The 24,953-nt window shown below is 69.6% G+C and carries 22 protein-coding genes; 9 read left to right on the top strand and 13 right to left on the bottom strand.

Annotated features, from left to right (window positions below; all coding sequences use genetic code 11):
- Positions 1–119 precede the first annotated feature (119 nt).
- The 4 genes from ACZ60M_RS03135 to ettA form a co-directional block, all read right to left on the bottom strand.
- Positions 120–917 (bottom strand): type III secretion system chaperone family protein, encoded by a 798-nt coding sequence (locus ACZ60M_RS03135; protein ID WP_465414160.1) that lies wholly within the window; start codon positions 915–917, stop codon positions 120–122.
- A gap of 342 nt (positions 918–1,259) precedes the next feature.
- Positions 1,260–1,820, bottom strand: coding sequence for a DUF8185 domain-containing protein (locus ACZ60M_RS03130; RefSeq protein WP_465414159.1), 561 nt, complete (start codon positions 1,818–1,820; stop codon positions 1,260–1,262).
- Between the two features lie 21 nt (positions 1,821–1,841).
- Entirely contained in the window at positions 1,842–2,243 is a 402-nt protein-coding gene (locus ACZ60M_RS03125; protein WP_465414158.1) for an acyl-CoA thioesterase, read from the bottom strand.
- A 2-nt stretch (positions 2,244–2,245) separates the two neighbouring features.
- Positions 2,246–3,925, bottom strand: coding sequence for an energy-dependent translational throttle protein EttA (gene ettA, locus ACZ60M_RS03120; RefSeq protein WP_465414157.1), 1,680 nt, complete (start codon positions 3,923–3,925; stop codon positions 2,246–2,248).
- 162 nt (positions 3,926–4,087) lie between these two features.
- On the opposite strand from ettA, the gene ACZ60M_RS03115 reads away from it, so the two are divergent.
- The 3 genes from ACZ60M_RS03115 to ACZ60M_RS03105 all read left to right on the top strand — a co-directional run bounded on the left by ACZ60M_RS03115 (position 4,088) and on the right by ACZ60M_RS03105 (position 10,093).
- Entirely contained in the window at positions 4,088–5,518 is a 1,431-nt protein-coding gene (locus ACZ60M_RS03115) for an alpha,alpha-trehalose-phosphate synthase (UDP-forming) (protein WP_465414156.1), read from the top strand.
- A gap of 62 nt (positions 5,519–5,580) precedes the next feature.
- Entirely contained in the window at positions 5,581–8,175 is a 2,595-nt protein-coding gene (gene otsB / locus ACZ60M_RS03110; RefSeq protein ID WP_465414154.1) for a trehalose-phosphatase, read from the top strand.
- Positions 8,176–8,242: 67 nt separating this feature from the next.
- Positions 8,243–10,093: a protein kinase domain-containing protein gene (locus tag ACZ60M_RS03105; protein WP_465414152.1), complete on the top strand. Its 1,851-nt coding sequence runs from the start codon at positions 8,243–8,245 to the stop codon at positions 10,091–10,093.
- A gap of 209 nt (positions 10,094–10,302) precedes the next feature.
- Here the strand turns inward: ACZ60M_RS03105 and ACZ60M_RS03100 are convergent, their stop codons facing one another.
- Positions 10,303–10,650 carry a hypothetical protein gene (locus tag ACZ60M_RS03100; protein WP_465414151.1) on the bottom strand — a complete coding sequence of 116 codons (348 nt, stop codon included), beginning with the start codon at positions 10,648–10,650 and terminating at the stop codon, positions 10,303–10,305.
- Positions 10,651–11,043: 393 nt separating this feature from the next.
- Here ACZ60M_RS03100 and ACZ60M_RS03095 point away from each other — a divergent pair, with 393 nt between their 5' ends.
- Complete coding sequence (locus ACZ60M_RS03095; RefSeq protein WP_465414149.1) at positions 11,044–11,556, top strand: DUF3145 domain-containing protein; 513 nt, start codon at positions 11,044–11,046, stop codon at positions 11,554–11,556.
- A gap of 201 nt (positions 11,557–11,757) precedes the next feature.
- On the opposite strand, the gene ACZ60M_RS03090 is transcribed toward ACZ60M_RS03095, so the two are convergent.
- Positions 11,758–12,405 carry a mycothiol-dependent nitroreductase Rv2466c family protein gene (locus ACZ60M_RS03090; protein WP_465414147.1) on the bottom strand — a complete coding sequence of 216 codons (648 nt, stop codon included), beginning with the start codon at positions 12,403–12,405 and terminating at the stop codon, positions 11,758–11,760.
- A gap of 102 nt (positions 12,406–12,507) precedes the next feature.
- On the opposite strand from ACZ60M_RS03090, the gene ACZ60M_RS03085 reads away from it, so the two are divergent.
- Positions 12,508–13,392 (top strand): helix-turn-helix domain-containing protein, encoded by an 885-nt coding sequence (locus tag ACZ60M_RS03085; RefSeq protein WP_465414145.1) that lies wholly within the window; start codon positions 12,508–12,510, stop codon positions 13,390–13,392.
- A 168-nt stretch (positions 13,393–13,560) separates the two neighbouring features.
- Here the strand turns inward: ACZ60M_RS03085 and truB are convergent, their stop codons facing one another.
- The 4 genes from truB to ACZ60M_RS03065 all read right to left on the bottom strand — a co-directional run bounded on the left by truB (position 13,561) and on the right by ACZ60M_RS03065 (position 16,891).
- Positions 13,561–14,487, bottom strand: a complete 927-nt coding sequence (truB, locus tag ACZ60M_RS03080) for a tRNA pseudouridine(55) synthase TruB (RefSeq protein ID WP_465414143.1) — start codon at positions 14,485–14,487, stop codon at positions 13,561–13,563.
- Between the two features lie 216 nt (positions 14,488–14,703).
- Positions 14,704–16,026, bottom strand: coding sequence for an MATE family efflux transporter (locus tag ACZ60M_RS03075; RefSeq protein ID WP_465414141.1), 1,323 nt, complete (start codon positions 16,024–16,026; stop codon positions 14,704–14,706).
- The gene (rbfA, locus tag ACZ60M_RS03070) at positions 16,023–16,472 is read right to left on the bottom strand and encodes a 30S ribosome-binding factor RbfA (protein WP_465414139.1); all 450 of its coding nucleotides are present in this window, start codon (positions 16,470–16,472) and stop codon (positions 16,023–16,025) included. The genes ACZ60M_RS03075 and rbfA overlap by 4 nt, the downstream gene beginning before the upstream one ends.
- Before the next feature lie 122 nt (positions 16,473–16,594).
- A complete protein-coding gene (locus ACZ60M_RS03065) occupies positions 16,595–16,891 on the bottom strand; it encodes a DUF503 domain-containing protein (RefSeq protein WP_465414138.1) in 297 nt (98 codons plus the stop codon).
- Positions 16,892–17,046: 155 nt separating this feature from the next.
- On the opposite strand from ACZ60M_RS03065, the gene ACZ60M_RS03060 reads away from it, so the two are divergent.
- From ACZ60M_RS03060 to ACZ60M_RS03045, 4 genes are all read left to right on the top strand, one after another.
- Positions 17,047–17,577 (top strand): DUF6069 family protein, encoded by a 531-nt coding sequence (locus ACZ60M_RS03060; RefSeq protein ID WP_465414136.1) that lies wholly within the window; start codon positions 17,047–17,049, stop codon positions 17,575–17,577.
- Between the two features lie 91 nt (positions 17,578–17,668).
- Complete coding sequence (locus ACZ60M_RS03055; RefSeq protein WP_465414134.1) at positions 17,669–18,934, top strand: sensor histidine kinase; 1,266 nt, start codon at positions 17,669–17,671, stop codon at positions 18,932–18,934.
- A gap of 60 nt (positions 18,935–18,994) precedes the next feature.
- Positions 18,995–19,642 carry a response regulator gene (locus ACZ60M_RS03050; RefSeq protein WP_465414132.1) on the top strand — a complete coding sequence of 216 codons (648 nt, stop codon included), beginning with the start codon at positions 18,995–18,997 and terminating at the stop codon, positions 19,640–19,642.
- The gene (locus ACZ60M_RS03045) at positions 19,639–20,112 is read left to right on the top strand and encodes a GNAT family N-acetyltransferase (protein ID WP_465414130.1); all 474 of its coding nucleotides are present in this window, start codon (positions 19,639–19,641) and stop codon (positions 20,110–20,112) included. The genes ACZ60M_RS03050 and ACZ60M_RS03045 overlap by 4 nt, the downstream gene beginning before the upstream one ends.
- A gap of 51 nt (positions 20,113–20,163) precedes the next feature.
- Here the strand turns inward: ACZ60M_RS03045 and ACZ60M_RS03040 are convergent, their stop codons facing one another.
- The 3 genes from ACZ60M_RS03040 to ACZ60M_RS03030 form a co-directional block, all read right to left on the bottom strand.
- Positions 20,164–21,594 carry a DUF7782 domain-containing protein gene (locus ACZ60M_RS03040; protein ID WP_465414128.1) on the bottom strand — a complete coding sequence of 477 codons (1,431 nt, stop codon included), beginning with the start codon at positions 21,592–21,594 and terminating at the stop codon, positions 20,164–20,166.
- Positions 21,594–24,524, bottom strand: coding sequence for a translation initiation factor IF-2 (gene infB, locus ACZ60M_RS03035; RefSeq protein WP_465414126.1), 2,931 nt, complete (start codon positions 24,522–24,524; stop codon positions 21,594–21,596). The genes ACZ60M_RS03040 and infB overlap by 1 nt, the downstream gene beginning before the upstream one ends.
- An 80-nt stretch (positions 24,525–24,604) precedes the next feature.
- A complete protein-coding gene (locus ACZ60M_RS03030) occupies positions 24,605–24,952 on the bottom strand; it encodes a YlxR family protein (RefSeq protein WP_465414215.1) in 348 nt (115 codons plus the stop codon).
- Position 24,953: the final 1 nt, after the last annotated feature.

Here is a 24,953-nt window from a genome sequence, read left to right as displayed (position 1 = left end):
TTGGAGGTGGGGGTTCCTCATGATCGTACCGGCCCAAAGCGAATCGCACCTGCTCAAAGCGAACGCCCCGGGGTCCTTTCGGAGCCCGGGGCGGTGCACAACGGTCAGACCGGCAGGGTCTACAACAGCTCGCCTTCGAGCCACTCGACGAACGTGCCCGAGATCGCAGTGCCGCAGTCGATGAGCTCTTCAAGCAGCGCGGTGGTGATACCGGGGCGCACGGGGACCTGGATCTCGCCGAAGACCGGGAGCGCGCCCGAGTCGGTCGGCTCGCCGAGGTAGGCCTTGAGGAAGCGGCGGGTGCGGTTCCACTCGTTCATGGCCGCGTAGCCGCGCTCGGCCCACTCGCGCGGGACGGTCTGGTACGCGCGGGCGCGCAGCACCAGGATATCGGCGTCGGGGCCCTCGGCGCGGACCTGGACGATGTGGCGCTCCCAGAGGGCCACGATGCCGCCGTTCTCGTCGACGAGGTAGCGGATGTCGAGGTTCTTCAGGGACGCGATGATGCGGTCCGAGTCGAGCGGCGCGGCCTCATCGGTCTCCTGGGCGACCGCGTCGGCGGCGATCTGCTCCAGGTCGGTGATGAAGTCCGGGTCGATCTCCTCGAGGTCGCGCTTGATGAGGTGCCAGCGGTCGACCTCGGAGATCTGCTCGTGCTCGGGGCCGAGCAGGAGCTGTTCCGCGGTGAGCTCGTGACGCAGCTCTCGGGAGGCGAACTCGAGGTCGACTTCGAGCTCCTCGGTGTCGAGCTCGGTGTCCTCGTGCCTCTCGGCGCGCGGGTTCGGGACCGCGCTCGGCTGGCTGCCGCGCGCCTGGGCGCGCTCTGCGGCTCCGCCGAGCTCGCTGTCGGCCTCGGCGACCGCCTCGGCGATCGACTCTTGCTGTGCGTCGCGTTTTCTGCTGCGCCACCATGCCATGGTGTTGTCCGCCTTCCCACCCAAAATGCGAATCACTGGCAGTGTTGGGTAATACGTTGGCATTCATGCTGAGCTGAACCATTGGATGTGATTGGTTGTGCTTCGCGGGGCATAGCCAAGTTACGTCGTGATCCAGTGAGCAGACTAGGGCTCGGGACCGACATGGCACAACCGTCAACTAATCCTGACTAAAAGTATGAACCGTCGAGCGTTTGTTCGCAGGCGCGAACGGGGTACTGTCACCGGTTTCATATGTATCAGAACGGGAAGGGCAATCCCATCCTCCGGACGTCGGGTATCCGTCACCGATCGGAGCGACGGTTACCCAGTGTTCCGAATCGGTCACAGCATCGGGAGGCCGCGGTCCCTGTCCCAGACGGTGCCGTAGGTGGCGGCGAGGCCGATGCGGCGGCCCGCCTTGAGGACCCGCACGGGGTCCGCGCCGAGGAAGCCCATCCGGCACACCCCGGCGACGAGCCGGAACTCGACCGGGTAGATCCGGCCGTCGTGCTCGACGCGGAGGGTGACGTGGTCGAGCATGGCGTCGCGCAGGCGCCGGTCGCCGATGCCCTGGCCGCGCCGCTCCCGCAGCGCCTGCGCGGCCTTGCGGTCGATGTCGGCGATATCGGCGGCCGGAACGGATTCAACCGTGGCCCACGGCTGCTTCGGGAGGCGCCCGCGCCACTCGGCGGCGGGCCGCTCCACCGGTGAACCGGCGGCGAGGTCCCCGGCGCGGTACAGGCCCTCAGGAAGGGTCGTCGCGGCCTCGCGGACGGCGAGGACCCCGAAGGGCAGGGCGGCCCACAAGCGGCCGCCCTGCGCCAGCACGAGCGTGTCGGGGTCGAGCCTGGCGGCGCGCGCGGCGAAGGCCGCGTCGTCCCCGGCGGTAGTCGCCTGGTTCATAGAAGGATCAGCATCTGCGGTCTAGTCGGTCCACTGCTCGAGGTACGCCCGCTCCTCGGCGGTGATGCGCCGAGGCCGCTGGGAGACGATGTCGAAGGGCACCATCACGGTCTTGGCGCGCAGCGCGAGCTTGTCGTTCGCGGTGAGCTCGTAGGCGAACGAGAACGAGGAGTTCCCGATCCGCTCGACCCAGAGCTCGACGCGGGTCTGGGCCGGCACGGTCACCGGCAGCAGGAAGTCGACCTCGTGGCGCGCGACGACGACGCCTTCGCGGAACCCGGGGATGCCGGATTCCGCGGCGGCGGAGAACATCATCGCGACCCGGGCCTCTTCGAGCAGGACCATGAACTGGTTGTTGTTCACGTGCCCGAAGGCGTCCATGTCCGACCAGCGCAGCGGGACGTCGGTCTTGAAGCGCGCCATGCCTAGTCCCGGGTGAGCTTCCGGTGGGTGACCCGGTGCGGGTTCAGGGCCTCGGGGCCGAGGCGCTCGGCCTTGTTCTTCTCGTACGAGTCGAAGTTGCCCTCGAACCAGAACCACTTCGGCAGGCCGTCCTCGCCCTCGCCCTCCCAGGCGAGGATGTGGGTGGCGACCTTGTCGAGGAAGGCCCGGTCGTGGGAGATCACGACGGCGCAGCCGGGGAACTCCAGGAGCGCGTTCTCCAGGCTGGAGAGCGTCTCGACGTCGAGGTCGTTGGTGGGCTCGTCGAGCAGGAGGACGTTGCCGCCCTGCTTGAGGGTGAGCGCCAGGTTCAGGCGGTTGCGCTCGCCGCCCGAGAGGACCTTGGTGGGCTTCTGCTGGTCCGGGCCCTTGAAGCCGAACGCGGCGATGTAAGCGCGCGAAGGCATCTCGACCTTGCCGACCATGAGGTAGTCGAGGCCGTCGGAGACGACCTGCCACACGGACTTGTCGCCGTCGAGGCCCGACCGGTTCTGGTCCACATAGGAGATGTCGACCGTGCCGCCGATGTTCACGATGCCGGAGTCGGGCTCCTCGAGGCCGACGATGGTCTTGAACAGGGTGGTCTTGCCGACGCCGTTGGGGCCGATGATGCCGATGATGCCGTTGCGCGGCAGGTTGAAGTCCAGCCCGTTGATGAGCGTTTCGCCGTCGAAGCCCTTGACGAGCTCCTTGACCTCGATGACGGTGGAGCCCAGGCGCGGGCCCGGCGGGATCTGGATCTCCTCGAAGTCGAGCTTGCGGGTCTTCTCGGCTTCGGCGGCCATCTCCTCGTAGCGGCCGAGGCGGGCCTTGGACTTGGTCTGGCGGCCCTTGGCGTTGGAGCGGACCCACTCGAGCTCGTCCTTGAGGCGCTTCTGGAGCTTGGAGTCCTTGCGGCCCTCCACCTTCATGCGCTCGGCCTTCTTCTCCAGGTACGTGGAGTAGTTGCCCTCGTAGGGGTAGGTGCGGCCGCGGTCGAGCTCGAGGATCCACTCGGCGACGTTGTCCAGGAAGTACCGGTCGTGGGTGATGGCGATGACGGCGCCGGCGTAGGAGGCGAGGTGGCGCTCCAGCCAGAGCACGGACTCGGCGTCCAGGTGGTTGGTGGGCTCGTCGAGGAGCAGCAGGTCGGGCGCTTCGAGCAGCAGCTTGCACAGCGCCACGCGGCGGCGCTCGCCGCCGGAGAGGTTGGTGACGGGCCAGTCGCCGGGCGGGCAGCGCAGCGCGTCCATGGCCTGCTCGATCTTCGAGTCGAGCTCCCAGGCGTTGGCGGCGTCGAGCTCCTCCTGGAGGCGGCCCATCTCGGTCATGAGCTCGTCGGTGTAGTCGGTGGCCATCTCCATGGCGACCTCGTTGAACCGGTCGAGCTTGCCCTGGATGTCCGCGACGGCCTCCATGACGTTGCCCATCACGGTCTTCTCTTCGTTCAGCGGCGGCTCCTGCGCCAGCATGCCCACCGTGGCGCCGTTGGCGAGCTTCGCCTCGCCGTTGGAGACCTGGTCCTGACCCGCCATGATGCGCAGGAGGCTGGACTTACCGGCGCCGTTGGGGCCGACCACGCCGATCTTCGCACCCGGGTTGAAGTACAGGGTGACGTCGTCGAGGACGACCTTGTCACCATGCGCCTTACGCGCCTTTTCCAAGGTGTAGATGAACTGCGCCACGCTGATCCTTCGCTTTGGGACGAGCCGTACTGAACTGACCGAAGTCAATGATGTCAAGCCCCGGGGGCGAACCGCCAATCGGGCCGTCGCCGGACCCGTCTGCGTCACCGCGACCGCTCAGTCACGCGCACCGGTAGGCTTGCGAAAAGGAGGAAATACGAATTGAGCAACGCATCCTTCATTGTCGTCGCCAACCGCCTCCCCGTCGACGCTGTAGTCGACTCAGAGGGAAACCGAACCTGGCGCCGATCCCCTGGCGGCCTCGTCACCGCCCTCGAACCCGTTCTCCAAGCCAACCGCGGCACGTGGATCGGCTGGGCCGGCATCGCCGGCGAAGCCCCTGACGCCTTCGAGGCCGACGGCGTGACCCTCATGCCGGTCCCGTTGAGCGAGAACGAGGTCCTGCGCTACTACGAGGGGTTCTCGAACGCCTCGCTGTGGCCGCTCTACCACGACGCGGTCGAACCGCGCGTCTTCCGCCGCTCCTGGTGGAAGTCCTACTACGAGGTCAACGAGCGCTTCGCGGACGTCTGCGCCCAAGAGGCCGCCCCCGGGGCCGTCGTGTGGGTCCAGGACTACCAGCTCCAGCTCGTCCCGGGCATGCTCCGCGAGCGCCGCCCCGACCTGCGGATCGGGTTCTTCCTGCACATCCCGTTCCCGCCCGTGGAGCTGTTCATGCAGCTCCCGCACCGCATGGAGATCCTCAAGGGCCTCCTGGGCGCCGACCTCGTCGGCTTCCAGCGGCCCCTCGCGGCGCAGAACTTCCTGGCGCTCACGAGGCACCTCCTGGGCTACCGGCCGCGCGGCCACTACGTCAACGTCGACGACCGGCTCGTGCGCGCCGACGCCTTCCCCATCTCGATCGACACCGCCCACAACGAAGAGGTCGCGGGCACCGAACGGGTCCGCCAGCGCGCCAAGGAGATCCGCGCCGAGCTTGGCGAGCCGGAGACGATCATCCTCGGCGTGGACCGGCTCGACTACACCAAGGGCATCGAACAGCGGCTCAAGGCTTTCAGGGAGCTCTTGGAAGACGGGCGGCTGCGGGTGCCGAACGCGGTGATGGTGCAGGTCGCCACCCCGAGCCGCGAGCGCGTCGACCAGTACATGAAGCTGCGCGAACGCGTGGAGCGCCAGGTCGGGCGCATCAACGGCGAGTACGGGCAGGTCGGGCTCCCGGCGGTGCACTACCTGCACCAGAGCTTCGACCGGTACGAGCTCGCCGCGCTGTACCAGGCAGCCGACATCATGGCGGTGACCCCGCTGCGCGACGGCATGAACCTGGTCGCGAAGGAGTACGTGGCGAGCCGCGTCGACAACCGCGGCGCACTCGTCTTGAGCGAGTTCGCTGGCGCCGCAGGCGATCTGCGGCAGGCGTTCCTGGTGAATCCGCATGATTTGACCGATTTGAAAGACGGATTTGTGACAGCTGCAAATGCGCCTCTCGACGATAAGATGAAACGGATGCGCGCGATGAGGCGGTATCTGCGCAAGCACGATGTGAATCGCTGGGCGCGCAGTTTCCTCACAGCGCTAGGAGTTCCGGAGCGCAGCGCGGCGTACAATCCGGGCAGCCCGACAGCCGAAGTCTGATACCCGGCGTCGGGCGGCAGGCCAGATTTTCCGCAACGACGGTGTTGGAGAGATACGCCACGATGACCGCACCACGCCCTGAGGGCCCCGCGCCGGAGGACTTCAGCTCCTCCGAGGAGCTGCGCTCGGCCCTCACACTGCTCGCCCGCGTTCCGCAACTGCTGATCGCGTGCGACTACGACGGCACGCTCGCGCCGATCGTCACCGATCCCTCGCAGGCCATGCCGCTCCCGGAGTCGGTCTCGGCCCTGCGGACGCTGGCGAACCTGCCGCAGACGAAGGTCGCGGTCATCTCGGGCCGCGCTTTGCGCGACCTGGCGGCGCTCTCCCGCCTGCCTTCCGAGATCCATCTGGTCGGGTCCCACGGGTCCGAGTTCGACGTCGGTTTCACCCGGGCGCTCTCCAGCGAGGACCAGCGGTTGCGCGACAAGCTCGTCGCCGAGCTGTCGGCGATCGCCGAACGCTACGAGGGCGCCCGGGTCGAGCCCAAGCCGGCCGGGTGCGCGCTGCACGTCCGCGAAGCGTCCGACATGGACGCGATGCGGGCGGTCGAGGACGTCCGCGAGGGTCCGTCCACTTGGGACGGCGTGCAAACCACCGAGGGCAAGGCCGTCATCGACCTGTCCGTGGTCACCACCCACAAGGGCGACGCGCTCGACAAGCTCCGCCACCAGCTGGGGGCCTCCGCGGTCCTCTTCCTCGGTGACGACGTGACCGACGAGAATGCGTTTGCGCACCTTCATGGTCCTGACGTCGGCGTCCGCGTCGGCCCCGGCCCCACCCGCGCCGCGTTCCGCATCTCCGACCCCGAAGACGTCGCGAAGCTCCTCGCCCGCCTCGTCGACACCCGGCGCGCCTGGCTCCAGGGCGAATCGGCCCAGCTGATCGAGCGGCACACGATGCTCGCCGACGGCGCCAACCACGCCCTCCTCACCCCCGAGGGCCGCGTGACCTGGATGTGCCACCCGAAGCCCGACTCCGGCTCGGTCTTCGCCGACCTCCTCGGCGGCGAGCACGCCGGGCACTTCACCGTCCAGCCCGTCAACGCCGGCATCCCCCTCGGCCAGCGGTACGTGTCCGGGACGATGACCGTTGAGACCCGCTGGCCGGGCCTGTCGGTCACCGACTGGCTCGACTCCACGCCGCGCCGCCGAGGCGACCTCAACGCCACCGTGCTCGTGCGCGAGATCCACGGCGAGGTCCCCGTCAAGATCACGTTCGCTCCGCGACCTGAGTTCGGGCAGCTGCCCGTGCAGCTCCAGCCCGTCGGCGACGACGGCCTGCGGGTCCTCGGCGGCCGCGAGCCCATCAGCCTGCGCTCGCCGGGCGTGGACTGGCAGGTCGAGTACGACGGCCAGCACTCGCTCGCCACCGCCGTCGTCGACCTCGCCGCCGTCGGCGGGAGCCTCGTGCTCGAGATGCGCGCCGGATCGGCGAGCCTCGACGAGTGGAAGCCCGCCGTCAACGTCCGCCGCCGCACCACCGAAGCCGGTTGGCGCAACTGGTCGGACTCGCTGAAGCTCCCGCGCGTCGAGACCGAGATGGTGTCGCGCTCGGCGCTGGCGCTCAAGGCGCTCTGCTACCAGCCGACCGGTGCGATCCTCGCCGCCGGTACCACCTCGCTCCCCGAGGAGCTGGGCGGCGTCCGCAACTGGGACTACCGGTTCTGCTGGATCCGCGACGCCGCGATGACCGCGAACGCACTCGTCGACCTCGGCTCGCTCCAAGAGGCCGAGGCGTACTTCGCCTGGGTCGCAGGGATCCTCGAACGCACCGCGGGCCACCCCGAGCGGCTGGCCCCGCTGTACGACATCGAGGGCATGGCCCCGAGCCCCGAGGCGATCATCGACACGCTCCCCGGTTACGCCGGGGCGCGGCCGGTGCGCATCAACAACGCCGCGTCGAACCAGGTCCAGCTGGACGTGTTCGGTCCCGTCGCGATGCTCATCGAGGCCGTCGCGCAACGCCGCGGGCACCTCTCCGACTTCGAGCAGCAGGTCATGGGCAGCATGGTCGAGGCCGTCGCGAAGCGCTGGCACGAGCCCGACCACGGCATCTGGGAGGCCCGCCAGGCCCCCCGGCACCACGTCTACTCGAAGGTCATGTGCTGGGTCACGGTGGACCGGGCGCTGAAGGTCGCCGACCAGTTCGGCATGGAGTCCGGCCCGGACTGGGTCGAACTGCGCGACCAGATCGCCAAGAACGTCCTCGAACTGGGCTGGAACGACGACGCCGGGGCCTACACGGCCGCGTACGGCCACGACGACCTCGACGCCGCCTCGCTCTGGGTGGGCCTCTCGGGGCTGCTCGCGGCGGACGACCCGCGCTACCTCAAGACCGTGCTCAAGATCGAGGCCGGGCTGCGCTCGGGCCCCACGGTCTACCGCTACCACCGCGACGACGGCCTGCCGGGCACCGAGGGCGGGTTCATCATCTGCGCCGCGTGGCTCGCCGAGGCGTACCTGCAGGTGGGCCGCCAGACCGACGCCGAGGAGCTGTTCGAGCAGATCCTCGCGTGCGCGGGCCCGACCGGGCTGCTGCCCGAGCAGTGGGACCCGATCGCCGAGCGCGGCCTGGGCAACCACCCGCAGGCGTACTCGCACCTGGGCCTCATCCGGGTCGCGAACCTGCTGAACGGCCAAAGCGGACGCATCTGAGGCACCCTCAAGGCGAGGGCTACTCTGTTCAGGACGACAACACGTCTCCTGACAGGAAGCCCTCGCCTTGAGCTCCCCCACTCCGGCCATCCCCGGCTACCGCGACTTCGCGATGGTCGCCCACGGGTCGACCGCGTTCGTCTACACCGCCGTCCAGGAGCGGCTCGACCGCACGGTAGCCGTCAAGGTCCTGCTCGTCGACGACGACATGACCACCGCGGACTCGGTCGAGAAGGAACTCGAGGCCACCGTCGCGGTCTCGAACCACCCGCACATCGTCTCGATCATCGACACCGGCCACACCGACGCCGGGCAGCCGTACATCGTGATGGAGTACTGCGAAGGCGGCTCGTACTCGGCGATCCTGAAAGCCAACGGGCCCTTGCCCGTCGACGACGTGATCGACGTCGGCGTCAAGATCGGGCAGGCCCTCCAGGCGGCGCACAACGCCGACATCCTGCACCGGGACGTCAAGCCCCAGAACATCCTGCGCGGCCAGTACGGGCCCGCGCTGGCGGACTTCGGCATCGCCCGCACGCCCGCTTCGCTGGCCGCGACGGCCGCTATCGACAAGCTCACGCCGCTGCACGCCTCCCCTGAGGCGCTGCTGCGCCAAGCCCAGACCTCCTCGAGCGACCTCTTCAGCCTCGCGTCGAGCATGTGGCACCTCCTCGCCGGGTTCGCGCCGTTCGCGAACCCCGAGGGCGGGACCGACCCCGACACGCACCGCCAGCGCGTCACCTCCGACGCGCCGCCGCCGAAGCTCCCGCGCGAGGACGTGCCGGAGTGGCTGGAGAGCCTGCTCGTGCGGGGACTCTCCCGCGACCCGGCAAAGCGTCCGGCCTCGGGCCAGGCGTTCGCGGAAGAACTCCAGCGCGGCATGTACGGCGGCGGGGTCGGCAAGGCCGCCGCGCCCGCCGTGATCGGCGACGTCAGCAACGAAGAGACGGTGTACCGGCCCGAGGTCGCCTCGCGCGGAACGCGGGTCCCGTTGGACCCCTTCGCACCCGTGCACCCGGTGCCGCAGCCCGAACGGGGCGGCACCCTCGGCGGCGGCATGACCGGGGGCCGCACCGGCGGGTACGGCGGCGAGCTCGGCCACGCGATCGACCCGAGGTACGCCCAGCTCGACGGGGCACACCCTGAGCAAATTTACGGCTCCGCAAGCTCCGCCGTGGCCGGTCCAGTATCCGCAGCGCCGTTCTCGGGAGCCCCGATGAGCGCGCAGCCCTTCTCCGGTGCGCCCATGAGCGCCCAGCCGTTCTCCGGTGCGCCGCAACAGCACGCGCCGAACATCGCACCGTATTCGGCGCCACCGCAGGCGCCGGTGAGCATGCAGCCGCCGCCGATGCCGTGGAGCCCGCAGGCCGTGCAGCAGTCGCCGCAGGCGGCCCCGCAGGAGCAGGTGTTCGCGCCGCCCGTCATCGGCCGCGACGGCACGAAGCAGCGGAAGACCAAGGCGTACAAGGCGCCCAAGCAGGTCCAGCCGCGCCAGAAGGACGAGCGGAGCCTCAAGTCGTACGTGTACCTCGGGCTTGCGATCACTGTGCTGCTCGGCGGGATCATGACGGTGTGGCTGTGGATTCTCACGCCCAATCAGGGCGCTGAGGACATGAACCAGGCGAACACCGGGGGCGAGGCCGCGCAGGAGCTCGCCATCGAGGGGTGGGCCGACGGCGAGGTGTCCCTGACCTGGACTGCCGCCGCCGACGCGGAGAACCTGCGGTACATCGTCTTCGCGCAGCGCGTCGGCGACGAGAAGGCCGAGCCGCTCAACCCCGACGGCACCACGGCCACCGAGTTCACCGCGGCGGGCCTGATCCCCAGCGAGGACTACTGCTTCACTGTGGGCCTGCTGCGGAGCATCGACGACGTCCCGATGTCCGAACCGGTCTGCACCGCCGATCTGGCCGACTGAGACGGTCGCCCCATTGGGGATCGTCCGATCGGGTGAGGCGTACCGCTTCAAGGGGCTTATTCGGCAAGCCCGCAATTAATCCGAATGCAATTCCTGCATACGCAATCTCGAACAGGCGATCGAGCAATTCCGGGGGCTGCGAAACCGGGAAAACGAAAAGCGCCCCACGCCCTGGCGGGCATGGAGCGCGAACGTCGCGGGTGCGAAACCTAGGCGGCGACGGCCTCGGCGGCGAACACGTCCGCCTCTTCGAGGGTCTTGAGGGTGGTGTCCCAGCCCTGCTCCGCGGGGAGCTTGGCGGCCAGACCCTCGATCTCGGCCTTGATCTTCGCGCCGTGACCGGCGGCGGCGAGGGCCTTGACGGCCTCGGTGAACGCCTCAGAGCCGGTGGCGAGGTGCAGGGTCTTGCCGTCGACGAGGTTGCGCAGGTACACGTGCTTCCCGTTGTTGAGCGGGATCAGGTACTTGAACTCGCCGAGGACGTTGAGTCCCGCGCCGCCCTTGGCCTGGCCGGCCTTGACGGACGCGCGTGCTGTCTTGGAAGTGTTGGCTGCCACGCCGGTCTCCTCACCATGTCGTGTAAGACGAATCTTCGGCCTGACACAGGGAGAGCAGCCCGAATCGCGGGCGCTGAACCTGGGTTGGACCACAAAAGAAAACCGACAGACGCCGGTCATGCGCAAGTGTAGCTCAGGTGCGGGGTGCGGCAACTAGCACACGTACCGGGTGTGACGCATCGAATGATCGAAAAAGTGAGCCCCCGGAGCGGTTTAAGCCTAGCGCGATGCTTTCGAAGCTGTCAGTATGTAACTGAGCGGAATAGCGCGCCGGGTTCGAGTTCATCCCACTCTCATCCCGACCGATGCTCGATGCACGACTTCAAGTCGTAGCGAAATGACCACAAGGAGTGAGCCAGTACTCAGAGACGCCGATTCCCAAGGAGGTGCGCGATGCAGACACGCGGCGTGATCTACATCCACTCCAGCCCGTCTGCGGTCTGCCCGCATGTCGAGTGGGCGATCGGCCGTGTCCTGGAGCGCTCCGGCTCGAGCGCGAGCCAGGGCGTGAAGCTGGGCTGGACCCCGCAGCAGGCCGAGCGCTCCACCATGCGGGCCGAGCGGGCCTGGACCGGCTACGCCGGCATGGGCGCCGAGTTCGCGAAGGCCCTCGCCCAGTGGCCGATGCTGCGCTTCGAGATCACCGAGGATCCGAGCGCGGGCGTCGACGGCGAGCGGATCATGCACGTCCCCGGCCGCGGCATCTACCGTGCCGCGATGAGCGCCGGCGGCGAGATCATGATCGCCGAGGACCGCATCCGGGCGCTGCTGGCGACCACCACCAGCGTCGAGGCACTCCGCAGCGGGCTCGACCAGCTGCTCGGCCTGGAATGGGACCGCGAACTGCGCCCCTACCGCCAGGCAGCAGGCGGCACCGAGCAGTCCTGGCTCTCCCAGGTCGGCTAACACGTAGGCGTTCGGGCCCCGCGCGACAATCGCGCGGGGCCCGAACGCTTCGTTAGGGTCCGGCACTGTCGTACCCACACAGGATCATTGATTCGGGGGCGACCGAGTTCGGACACACCCGACCTCGGGGGACGGAGCTCACGCGAACGCCCGCAACGCGATATGCGTTGCGGGCGTTCCGCTGTCGCTTTGCCGTGCCGCCTAGATGTCGGCGGTGAGGTTGTCGAAGTTCGGGCCGTTGGTGCGCGAGCGCTTGAGCTCGTAGAAGCCCGGGGTGGTGGCCACGGCGTAGACGCCGTCCCACAGCTTCGCGGCGGCCTCGCCCTGCGGGGCGGGGGTGACCACGGGACCGAAGAGGCCGACCTGCTCGCCCTCGTCGTTCTCGACGGCGACCACCGGGGTGCCGACGTCGGTCCCGACGAGGCCGATACCGCGCTGGTGCGAGGCCTTCAGCGCCTCGTCCCACTCCTCCGACTTGCCGGCGTCGGCCAGCTCGACCGGCAGGCCCGCGGCCTCGAGCGCGGCGGGGATGTAGACCTCAGCGTCCTTCTCGCCGCCGAGGTGGATGCGGTTGCCGAGGGCGGTGTAGAAGCGGCCCAGGGTCTCGTTGTCGTACTGCTGCGCCACGGCGGTCGCGACGCGAACGGCCGGGAGGGTCTTGGGCAGCATCTCCTTGTAGTACTCGGGGATCTCGTCCAGCTTCGGCTCGTTGAGCACGAAGAGGCTCATCACGTTCCAGCGGATGTTGATCGGACGGAGCTTCGCGGCCTCGATGATCCAGCGGGAGGTCATCCACGCCCACGGGCAGGCGGGGTCGAACCAGAAGTCGACGGTCTTGGTTTCAGCCATGGCGACTACACTACTTCAAATTTAAACAAGTTTCCTAGGCGGCTCGGCCCTATGATCGAGACACAACGTGGAACCACGATAAAAGGGATAAACTTGCCGTCGATGCTGGTGAATACGCGACAAGATGACATAACGGGCCGCCTCTTCGCGCCTGCCCTGGAGCCGTCCCGAAGCGACGAGCCCCTGATCGAGATCCTCACGCTCGCGCGGCTGCGCGCGAGCGGCGACGCTCCCGCTCTCGCGCGGCCCTTCAGGTCCGACCGGCACTGCCTGATCACCCTGACCTCGGGCGCGATGAGCCACGCCGTCGACTTCACCGACCACCCGCTCGCCCCGAGCCAGTGGCTGTGGGCGCGGCCGGGCCAGGTGCAGCAGTGGAGCGGCCTCGACCAGGCCGAAGGCACCGTCATCCGCTTCGCGACCGGGTTCCTGGACCCCGACACGTCGATCGGCGTGTGCGTCGACGACCCACACGCCCCGGCGGTGCGCGTCCCCACGAGCGAGGACCACGCGCTCCTGCGCGCGGCGACCACGCAGCTGCAGTGGGAGCACTCGGCCGACCGGCTGCCGCTGGACACGCGGCTGCAGGTGCTCCGGCACCTCCTCGCCGTCCTGGTGCTCCGAGTCGCGAGTCTCCCTGCGCCGCAAGCAGGACCGGAGCCGAGCGAGGTGTACCTGGCGTTCCGCGACGCGGTCGAACGCGACTTCGCGAACTCCCGGCGCCTCAGCGACTACGCCGAAGCCCTCGCCTACTCCCCCAGGACCCTGTCGCGGGCCACGCTCGCGGCGGTCGGAGTGCCCGCCAAGGAGTTCATCGACCGCCGGGTCATCCTCGAGGCCAAGCGCATGCTCGCCTGCTCCCCGACCCCGGCGGCCCGCATCGGCGAACGCCTCGGCTTCAGCAGCGCCACCAACTTCAACAAGTTCTTCGCCCAACGAACCGGCACCACCCCGATCGCCTTCCGATCCCAGACACAAGGCTACTGAGCTGCGAAAACACCGAAGTGTCGGACCCGTATGGGAGAGTCGTCTTATTTATCCCAGGTGGTCGGAGGTGGATGCGGGTGGGAAGGGGCATGCCCTATAGCCGCCGCGCCCAGCGCGGCGGCCGCGCAGCCGCCGCAGCAGCGGCGCTCCGAGGCCACCCAGCGCTCCCTAGCTCGCGGCGGCGAAGACCGTTTCGGGCTTGGCCTTGCCGTCCTGCTCTGTCATGACCGCCAGCAGGTCGCCGGCCTCGTTGAGGACCGCGTACCGGCCCTCGATGCCGACCGCGTCGAGCGGCTTGCCGTACGACAGCGCCTTGGCCTCCGCCTCGGTCGCCGTACGCGTCGGCATGAGCCGCGCCGCCGCCTCGCCCATCGCGAGCATGCCCAGCGGCTCGCCCGCCTCCGAGCGTTCCGCCAGCGCTTCCAGCGTCGCGGCTGTGTCGAGCCCGAAGCCGCCGATCCTGGTGCGCCGCAAGGCAGTCAAGTGCCCGCCGACGCCGAGCGCGGCGCCGAGGTCGCGCGCGATCGCGCGGATGTAGGTGCCCGAAGAGCACGACACGTCAACGTCCACGTCGACGAACCCGCCCTCGCGGCGGATGGCCTCGACCGTGATGGAGGCGATGGTGACGCGCCGGGCCTTCAGCTCGACCGTCTCGCCGTCGCGCACGAGCTTGTACGCGCGCTGGCCGTCGATCTTCACCGCGCTCACCGCGCTCGGCACCTGGTCGATCTCGCCGGTCATGGCCGCGAGCCCGTCGCGGATCGCCGGGTCGGTCACGGCAGCGGCGTCAACGGTCGCGGTCACGTCGCCTTCGGCGTCGTCGGTGACCGTGGCTTGGCCGAGCCGGATCGTCGCGGCGTAGGACTTGTCGAGGCCCGACACATATGTCAGCAGCTTGGTGGCCTTGCCGACCGCGACGATGAGAACGCCTGTGGCCATCGGGTCGAGCGTGCCGCCGTGGCCGACTTTGCGGGTGCCGCAGATGCGGCGCATGCGGGACACGACGCCGTGCGAGGTGATCCCCTGCGGCTTGTCGACGACGATGAGGCCCGGCAGCGGCTCGGGTTTCGCGGATCTGGGCGGCTTTGTGGTCACGGTCGTCAAGGCTAACCGCGCCTGCCGCCCGGGCGGCTACTGGTGCCGGTCGAGCGATTCCTGAAGGGCGCGCAGTGCCTCCGCCTTCTCCTCGTCCCAATTATCGGGACGGGTGCGGCGCTTCCGTCGAGTCGATGAATGAGTCTTCATCCTCGACACCTTAACGAAGGTTCAGGCAAAATTGATCGCACTATTCACATAGTGGGATGAGAATTATCAGACGCGCTCGGCGCCGGTGACCGCCCAGTCGCCCGAGCGCAGGCGCCACAGGATCATGCCGAGGCGCACGAGCATGAACACCGCGATGCCGCCCCAGATGCCGGTGAGGCCCCACCCGAACGCGAGCGTGAGCCACGTGAACGGCAGGCCGCTCGCGATCGAGATGACGGTCATGTTCCGCATGAACCGCAGGTCGCCTGCGCCGATGAGCACGCCGTCGAGCGCGAAGACCACGCCCGCGACCGGCAGGAGCAGCACGAGCCACGGCCAGATGAAGCCGAGCTGGTCGTGGACGTCGGCCGAGGCGGTGAACAGGTCGGGCAGGACCGGCAGCGACGCGAGCACGACCAGGAGGAAGACCGTGCCGTAGCCGAGGCCGACGATCGTCAGCCGCTTCGCGGTGGCGCGCGCGGCCGCAGGTCTGCCCGCGCCGAGGTCGGCGCCGATGAGCGCCTGCGCGGCGATCGCGACCGCGTCGAGGGCGAGCGCCGCGAAGAACCACAGCTGCATGCCGATCTGGTGGGCACCGAGCGCGGCGGTGCCGACGCGCGCGGCCACGGCGGTGGCCGAGAAGGAGCTGACCTGGAACGCGATGCCGCGGATGATGAGGTCGCCGTTGGCGACGAGCTGCTTCGACATGAGCGGCCAGTCGACGCGCAGCGGGACGCGTTCGCGGCGCAGCGCGAGGAGGAACAGGACGCCCGAGACGGCCTGCGCCACGGCGTTGGCCCAGGCCGAGCCGACGAGGCCGAGCCCGACGGGGTAGACGAGGATCGGCGCGAGCACCGCAGAGAGCAGGAACGAGGCCGTCACGAACCACATGGGGCGCTTGGTGTCCTGCACCGCGCGCATCCAGCCCTGCCCGGCTCCGGCCGCGAGCAGGAACGGCGCGCCGAGGACGGCGACGCGCAGCCATTCGGCGGCCGCGGCCTCCACGGCGGGGTCGTCGCCCATGAGCCCGGCGACCGGGCCCGCGAGGAACTGGAAGGCGACGATCATGACGAGCCCGGCGGCGAGCGCGAGCCAGGTGCCTTGGACGCCTTCGGCGACCGCGCCGGGCCGGTCCCCGGCGCCGTAGCGGCGGGAGGCCCGGGCGGTGGTGCCGTAGGCGAGGACCGCGCCGATGAACGGCGCGAGGCCCATGATGACGCCGCCGAGGGCGAGGCCGCCGAGCGGCACCGCGCCGAGGTGGCCGACGACGGCCGTGTCGATCAGGAGGTAGATCGGCTCGGCGGCGAGCACGACCAGGGCGGGGACCGCGAGGGACGCGATGCGCCCGTACGAGGCCGGGCGCGGCGCGGCGTCCTGCCCGGGGGTCACCGGGTGGACTCTTCCGAGTCCTCCTCTTCTTCGTCCTTGACTATGTACGGGTTCTCTTCGCCCGCGTAGGAGGCGCCTTCGGCGATCTTGTGGACCTCGGCGTCGGCCGCGGCGGCCTGCGCGAGGAGCGCCTCGATGCGGTTCGCCTGGTCCGGGACGGTGTCGGCGATGAAGGCGAGGGACGGCGTGTGACGCATCCCGAGGGCACGTCCGACGGTGGTGCGGAGGTGCCCGGTGGCGCGCTCCAGACCGGCCGCGGAGGCCTTGACCTGCTCTTCGTCGCCGAGGACGGTGTAGAAGACCGTCGCTTCGCGCAGGTCGGGGGTGACCCGCGCGTCGGTGATGGTGACCATGCCGACCCGGGGGTCCTTGAGCTTGCGCACCGCCTGGGCGGTCAGCTCCATGACCCGCTTGGAAACCTGGGCCCGCTTCGCCGCGTCTACCATCGCACTCCTGCCTTCCGCTTATGCGCGTCTCTTCTCGAACGCGCCTTACTCATTTACGGCTCGCGAGCTTCGCCGAGGCCGCTCTGCCGCCCGCCGCCTGAGGCGGACCGCTACTGGTCTCGCTATTCGTCTTCTGGGCCGAAGACGCGCCGCCGTACGCTCAGGAGCTCCACTTCGGGGCGCCCGGCGACGTGGTGCTCGCAGGCGTCCAGGAGCTCCTGGACGTGCCGGTTCTCGCCCGCCACGGCGGCGACGCCGATGGTGGTGCGGCCGTGGACGTCCTGGTCGCTGACCTCGGCCACCGCCACCTCGTACTTCCGCAGCGAGGCGACGATCGGGCGCACGTAGGAGCGCTTGGCCTTCAGTGAGCGGGAGTCCGGCGGGAGGAGGAGGTCGAATTCTGCGCATCCGGTGAACACCGCTCTACATTACGCGCCGCCACCGACATCCCCAAGATCTTTTCAGCTGCCCGAAAACACCGGTTTCGCGACCTCCGTCACGGGTTACTGCCACCATGGGCCCCAGGAGCGGGCCGTTTCGGGCGGTTCGCGGGCTTCGCCGAGAAGGAGGCACCATGTCGGCACCCCAAGGCGGCTGGGCAGGGAACCAGGACCCGACGAGGCGGTACCCGGCGGCGGCGCCGTCGCAGCCCGAACCGCAGCGCCCGTCGGTCGACGCCGCGAAGCTGTGGGCGGGCGGGTTCGGCACGGCCGTGGTCGCCGCGCTCGTGGCGCTGGTGGGCATCCTGCTGGTACGCGGGGTCTTCGGCATCAACATCCTCTCGCCCTCGGACGCGGGCGCGTACGGCGACGCGACCACGACGACGTACGCGTTCGGCGCGTTCGGCGTCGCGATCCTCGCCACCGGGGTCGTGCACATGCTGCTGCTGCTCATGCCGAGGCCCATGAGCTTCTTCGTGTGGATCATGCTGCTGGTCATCGCGGTGGGCGTGCTCATCCCGTTCACTGTCGTCGCCGACCTGGACTCGCAGATCGCGACGGCCGGGCTGAACTTCGTGATCGGGATCTGCATCCTGAGCCTGCTCAACTCGGTGGCCGGGATCGCCACGCGCGAGCCGCGCCAACCTGGGGCGGGTGTCGTTTAGCCAGCACTGGCGTTGAGGTAGGGCTGTCCCTACCAGGAAGACACAGGACGGCCGGGTCGCGGTGGCGACCCGGCCTTTCTAGTGTTGACGCATGCGTACAACCCTGCGACAACTGGGCATCGACACCGGCTACCTCTTGTCGATGTTCTTCATCGCCTTGCCCGCCTTCATCATCGGCTTGGTCGGCACCCTGCTCGGCGTCGGCACCGCCGTCATCTGGATCGGCGTGCCCATCGCCGCCGCCACCCTCTTCGCGATGCGCGGCATGGCCGCCGCGGGCCGCTCGATGCTCCCGGCCGTGCTCCGGCGCGAACTGCCCCGCCCCCGGTACAAGCGCGCCCCCGAGGACGCTTCGGCGCTGCGGCGCTTCCTGATCGCGCTCACCGACGGGCAGTCCTGGCTGAACGTGCTGTGGGCGGTCGCGGTGCTGCCCATCTCGATCGTGGGCTTCGCGGTGACGGTCTCGTGGTGGACGGTGACCGCCGCGACCCTGCTGTACCCGGCGTACACGTGGATCATCGAGGCCGCCACGGGCGGCGACAGCGACGACGGCCTCCACTACGCGACGGTGTGGCTCGGCTGGGGCGACTCGTATCTCGCGCGGTCGATCCTCGCGATGATCGGCGGCGTCATCATGGCGCTGACGCTGGTGCCCGTGCTCCGCGGCCTGGCGCTCGCCCAGGCGTACGTCGGCAAGGGGATGCTCACCTCGATCAGCGGCCTGCACGAGCGGATCGACCAGCTCGACGAGGCCCGCAACGCCGCGACCTCCGCCGAGGCCGACGCGCTGCGCCGGATCGAGCGCGACATCCACGACGGCCCGCAGCAGCGGCTGGTGGGCCTGGGCATGGAACTGGCCCGCGTCAAACGCCAGCTCGCGACCAATCCCGAAGCGGCGCAGGCGACACTGGAGGCCGCGATCGCGCAGACCCGGGAGACCATCGACGAGCTCCGCTCGCTCTCGAGGGGCATCGCGCCGCCGATCCTCACCGACCGGGGCCTGGACGCGGCGCTCGCGGCCCTCGCGGCGCGGTCGCTCGTGCCGGTCGAGCTGGACACGGACCTCAACGGCCGCTACAAGGCCAGCGTCGAGAGCACCGTCTACTTCGTCACGGCCGAGTGCCTGACGAATATCGCGAAGCACTCGCAGGCGACGAAAGCGACCGTGTCGGTCGAGGACTGGGGGGATAGGCTGGTCCTCTCGGTCGGCGACAACGGGATCGGGGGCGCGCACGTCTCGAAGGGGCACGGGCTCTCGGGCCTCACCGACCGGGTCAAAGCCGTCGAGGGCCAGTGGACCATCGACTCCCCCGACGGCGGTCCGACAGTGATCGTCGTGGAGGTTCCTAGTGCGTAGGAACAGTGTTTACTCGTGTTCGGGGAGAGGCGCCGTAGGCGCCGGAGGGTGGGGTGACGGGTGCGGGTAGTGGTGGCCGATGACGCAGTGCTCATCCGCTCAGGGCTGGTCAGGCTCCTGGAGGAGTTCGGCTGCGAAGTGGTCGCCGAGGTCGGCGACGGCGACGCCCTCGTGGAGGCCGTCGCCGAGCACCGGCCCGACGTGTCGGTGGTGGACGTGCGGATGCCGCCGTCCTTCACCGACGAGGGGCTGCGGGCAGCGACCCGCGCCCGCGAGCTCGTGCCGGGCGCGCCGATCCTCATCCTCAGCCAGTACGTGGAGGTCTCCTACGCGGACGACCTCCTCGCCGACGCCCGGGGCGCGGTCGGCTACCTGCTGAAGGACCGCGTGATCGACGTGGACGACTTCATGGACTCCCTGAAGCGCGTCGCGGGCGGCGGCACGGTCTTCGACCCCGAGGTCGTCTCGCAGCTCATGGTGCGCCGCAGGAAGAACGACCCGGTCGCGACCCTCACCCCCCGCGAGAAGGAGGTCCTGGGCCTCATGGCCGAAGGGCACTCCAACAAGGCGATCGGCAAGAAGCTCTTCATCTCCGACGGCGCGGTCGAGAAGCACATCCGCAACATCTTCACCAAGCTCACACTGAGCAGCGAGGACGGCGACCACCACCGCCGCGTCAAAGCGGTCCTGGCCTACCTGCGCTCATGACCCCACTCATACACGTCGCCATGCCCGACGACGCCGCCGATCTCGCCCGGCTCCGCTGGATGCACAAGCGCGAGGAGGCCAGCGGCCCTTCGACGGTGTCCGAGTACGACTTCCTGAACCGCTGCGAGACCTGGCTGCGTTCGAGGATCGCCGGAAGCGACTGGCTCATCCACTTCGCCACGGTCGCGGAGAACCCCGGCGTCATCGTCGGGAACCTGTACCTGCAGCACGTCGAGAAGGTGCCCTCACCAGACGGCCCCTCGGCGCCGGTCGGCTACCTCACGAACTTCTACGTGCTCCCGGAGTACCGAGGACACGGCATCGGGTCGGCGCTGCTCGCAGCCGTCAACGAATACGCACGCGCACCGATGGCCGTGGACACGCTCATCGTCTGGCCCTCGGAACGGTCAGCGGACTTGTACCACCGCCACGGCTACCGGGTCCCGACCGAACTCCTGGAACGCGAATAGTTCGAAGCCGATGACAACGACCGTTCAGTCACTGACCGCGGCCATGGTCGGCTAGCGCAGGAAGCCGCGTTCGATGAGGCCGCGGATCACGGGGTAGAGCTGGGCGTAGAGCATCGCCGGTTCTGCCCCGTACGTGTCGGCGAGGAGCTGGACCTGGAGGCGCACTTCGGCTTCGCCGTTGCACGCGCCCATGAACTGCACGACGAGCGGGTCCAGTTCCTCGGCGTAGCGCATGCCGTCCGCCTGCTGGAGCCACTGGCGGTCGACGTCCCAGCCCTCTTCGCCTGCGGCCGCGGTCTGCTGGAGGACGACGCCTTCGGCGACGCGGAGCTTCGCCTGCCACAGGGTCTCGGGTTCGAGGTCTCTGGCGCGCACCGCGAACCAGTCCTCGACGCGGTCGCGCCACGGCGTCTCGACCGAGTGGCGGGCCTCCTCGCAGACCACGGTGGTCGGGCCTTCGATGCGGCGGACGTTGATGAAGCCGAAGCCCACGCCCGCAACGTGTTCGGACTCGAACCAGTCGAGCCATGCGGCGGCTTGGTCGGCGTCGTGGTCCTCGCCGGAGTCGCGCTGCCAGGTGCGCACGTAGTCGAGCGGGTCGAGCTTCTCGCGTTCCACGGCCCAGACCTGGACGCCTTCGTCAGGGAACCAGCCCGCCACCCGCTCGGCCCAGTCTTCGCCTTCGATGTGCAGCCAGTTCGCGAGGAACTGCATGGTGCCGCCAGGGTTGAGCAGGTCCGCTGAGGCCGCCGCGAGCTCGGCGGCGATGCCGTCGGCCTCCCGGCCGCCGTCGCGGTAGGTCCAGCCCGAACCGGGCGTGGCGATCACGAACGGCGGGTTCGCGACCACGAGGTCGAAGCGGCGGCCCACCACGGGGGCGAGCAGATCGCCTTGCAGCAGTTCGGGGTTCACGCCGTTCACGACAGCGTTCAACTCCGCGAAGGCCACCGCGCGGTCGCTCAGGTCGGTCGCCGTCACGCTCGACGCATGCTCGGCCAAGGCGAGGGCCTGGACGCCGCAGCCGGTGCCGAGATCCAGGGCGCTGCCGACCGGCCCGCGGAGGGTCGCGTCCATGAGGAGCTTCGAGGCGCCGCCGATGCCGAGCACATGCTCGCGGGTGCGGCCTCCCGTGGTGTTCGGGAGCTGGTCCGAGAACAGCAGGCGCTCGCCGTCGAACTGGGCGCCCCAGCCCGCCAGGTACTCCGAGTTCCCCCACACGAGGCCGCATTCGCGGGCCTCGTCGAAACCAAAGGGGGCCAACGCTTCCGCGACCTCCTCAGCCGGAACCGGCACGCCGATCACGAACAGGCGGGTCAACACCCCGAGCGAATCGTCGCCGCACTGCCCCAGGAGCGCGCGGTAGTCGCCGCGGTCGGCCGCGGTCATCGCGGCCTGACCGTAGACGGCCGACAGCGCGGCCCGGCGGAAGCCCCGAAAGGCCTCGCCGAGCCGCGCTGCGGCTTCGCTGTCGAGCAGACGCACTAAGCGCGCGGCTTCTCGCGCATCTCGAAGGCTTCGATGATGTCGCCCTCTTCGATGTTGTTGTAGTTCTTCAAGGTGAAGCCGCACTCGAAGCCCTCGCGGACCTCGGTCGCGTCGTCCTTGAACCGGCGCAGCGACGAGATGGTCGTCTCGATGACGACCGCGCCGTCGCGCATGAGGCGCACCTTCGCGTTGCGCTTGATCGAACCGCTCGTGACCAGCGCACCGGCGATGTTGCCGAGCTTCGAGGAGCGGAAGACCTCGCGGATCTCGGCCGAACCGAGCGCCGCTTCCTCGTACTCGGGCTTCAGCATGCCCTTGAGCGCGGTCTCGATCTCCTCGATCGCCTGGTAGATGACCGTGTAGTACCGGACGTCCACGCCTTCGCGCTCGGCCATGTCGCGGACGCGACCCTCGGCTCGGACGTTGAACGCGATGATCGTCGCGGACTCGCCGTCGCCGGCCGCCGCGAGGTTGACGTCCGATTCGGTGATCGGGCCGACGCCGCGGTGGATGACCTGCAGGTGCACTTCCTCGGGGATCTCCAGCGCGACCAGGGCCTCTTCGAGGGCCTCGACCGAACCGGCGCCGTCGCCCTTGATGATGAGGGAGAGCGTGGTGCGCTCGCCTTCGGCGATCTTGTCCATGAGGTTCTCGAGCGTGGTGCGCGAGACGCGGGACGCCTGCTGAGCGGCGCGGCGGCGGGCCTGACGCTGCTCGGCGATCTGGCGGACCGTGCGGTCGTCGTCGGCGGCGAGGAACACGTCGCCCGCCATCGGGACGGACGCGAGGCCCTGCACCTGCACCGGGAACGACGGGGTCGCCTCAGTGACGCGGTTGCCGTCGGCGTCGTGCATCGCCCGGACGCGGCCGTGCGCGCCGCCGGCGACGATCGAGTCGCCGACCCGCAGCGTGCCCTTCTGGACCAGGACGGTCGCGACCGGGCCGCGGCCCTTGTCGAGGTGCGCTTCGATCGCGATGCCCTGCCCGTTGCCGGCCTCCGACGCCTCGAGTTCGAGGGACGCGTCGGCGGTCAGCAGGACCGCTTCGAGCAGTTCCGCGATACCGATGCGCGGCTTGGCGGCCACGTCGACGAACATGGTCTGCCCGCCGTACTCCTCGGCGACCAGGCCGTACTCGGTCAGCTGCTGGCGGACCTTGCCCGGGTTCGCGTCGGGGAGGTCGGTCTTGTTGACCGCCACCACGACCGGAGCGCCCGCGGCACTCGCGTGGTTCAGGGCCTCGACCGTCTGCGGCATGACGCCGTCGTCGGCCGCGACCACGAGCACCACGATGTCAGTGACGTTCGCGCCTCGGGCACGCATGGCGGTGAACGCCTCGTGGCCCGGGGTGTCGATGAAGGTGATCGCGCGGTCTTCGCCCTCGTGCTCGACGTGCACCTGGTACGCGCCGATGTGCTGGGTGATGCCGCCCGCTTCGCCCGCGACCACGTTGGAGCTGCGGATCGCGTCCAGCAGCTTCGTCTTACCGTGGTCGACGTGGCCCATGACCGTGACGACCGGGGGACGCGCGACGAAGGTGTCCTTGTCCTCCTCGTCGAGGTCGATGCCGAACTGCGCGAGCAGCTCGCGGTCCTCTTCCTCGGGGGACACGATCTTGATGTCCCAGTCGAGGTGGGCGCCGAGGAGCTCGAAGGTCTCCTCGGACACGGACTGCGTCGCGGTCACCATCTCGCCCAAGGAGAACAGCTCCTGGACGAGGGTGCCCGGCAGGGTGCCGATCTTGTCGGCGAAGTCGGAGAGCGACGCGCCGCGAGCGAGGCGAATGGTCTCGCCGTTGCCGCGCGGAGCGCCCGACTGCATCCTCGGCGCTGCGAGGTTGTCGAACTCCTGGCGCCGCTGACGACGCGACTTGCGGGACTTGCCGCGGGGGCCGCCGCGACCGAACGCACCGGCCGCACCGCCGCCGCGGGCCTTGCCGCCGCCGCCTGCGCGACCGCCGCCGCCGCGGTAAGGCGCGGGTGCACCGGTCGAAGGACCGGAACCGCCGCCTGCACCGCCTGCTGCGCCACCGCCGCCGCCGGCACCGCCGAACGTGCCGCGGTAGTTGCCGCCGCCCCCACCGGGACGACCGCCGCCGCCACCGGGGCGACCTGCGCCGCCGCCGGGTCCGCCGCGACCGCCGCCGCGGGCCCCGCGGGGACCGCCGTCACGACCGCCGCCTGCGGGACGACCGGGCATCATGCCCGGGTTCGGGCGCGGAGGCATCATGCGCGGGCTCGGACGGGGACCGCCCGGACGCTCCGCACCGCCGTCAGCGGCAGCGGGGCGCGGCTTGGCGCTCGCGCCGCCGACACCGAACGGGTTCTTGGGGCCCGGCTTCGGGGCGCCCGGACGGGCGGCCGGAGCGGGCTTGGGGCCGGGCTTCGGAGCGGCGGCGGCGCGCTTGGCGGCCTCTGCCTGCTCCTGCTGGCGCTTGACCAGTTCCTCGGCGCGCTTCTGCTCCGCGGCCACCTCGATGTCGCGGGCGCTCGTGGGCTGGGCGGCCGGAGCCGGGACCGGAGCGGGCTTGGGGCCGGGCTTCGGGCCAGGTGCGGCCGCGCCCGGCTTCGGGGCGGCCTTCTTCACGGCCTTCTTCGCTTCGGCTTCGGCCTTCGCCTCGGACTTGGCGTCCTTGGCCTCGACCTTGGCCTGCATGATCTTGGACGGGCTCGGCGCCGCCGGGCGCGGGCCCTTGGGGGCCGCCGCCTTGGCGGGCTCGGGCGCTGGGGATTCCGTCTTCCCGGCCCCAGCGGCCGGGGCGCCCTGTGCGGCGTCGTATTCCTGCCGCAGTCGACGCGCCACAGGCGCCTCGACCGTGCTCGACGCTGACTTCACGAACTCGCCCATGTCCCCGAGGCGGGCGAGCAGTTCCTTGCTCGTCGTGCCCAGTTCCTTGGCAAGTTCATGTACGCGGGGCTTTGCTGCCACTGCACTCCTCAATTCGAGGTCGTACGGGCAGCGCCCGCCGACCTTATCTACCGACTAGCAACGCGTTCATTCGCAGAACTTCATCGCGTGGTCTTCATTCGGTCTCTACCTGCTTCGTGTGCGGGAGTCGGCCTCTCGGCCGACTCCGACTCGACATGGGCTCGCACCGCTCCAACGTCTACCGCTCCCTCGATTCTGAGGGCTCGGGCGAACGCACGCTTGCGAACTGCCTGTTCAAGGCAGTTCAGGTCGTGGTGCACATGGGCTCCGCGGCCGCTGAGGCGGCGCTGCGGGTCCGGAACCAAACGGTTCGGGGAACCCTCAGAGCGTTGAACGACGACTCGCAGCAGCTCGGCGGCCGATGCGCGTCTGCGGCACCCCACACAAGTGCGGACTACCGCTGCGTCACGTTGCGATCCGCTAATCAGT

This window comes from Glycomyces sp. NPDC050141 (assembly GCF_055586545.1).
This window is presented reverse-complemented; position numbering and strand designations above follow the sequence as displayed.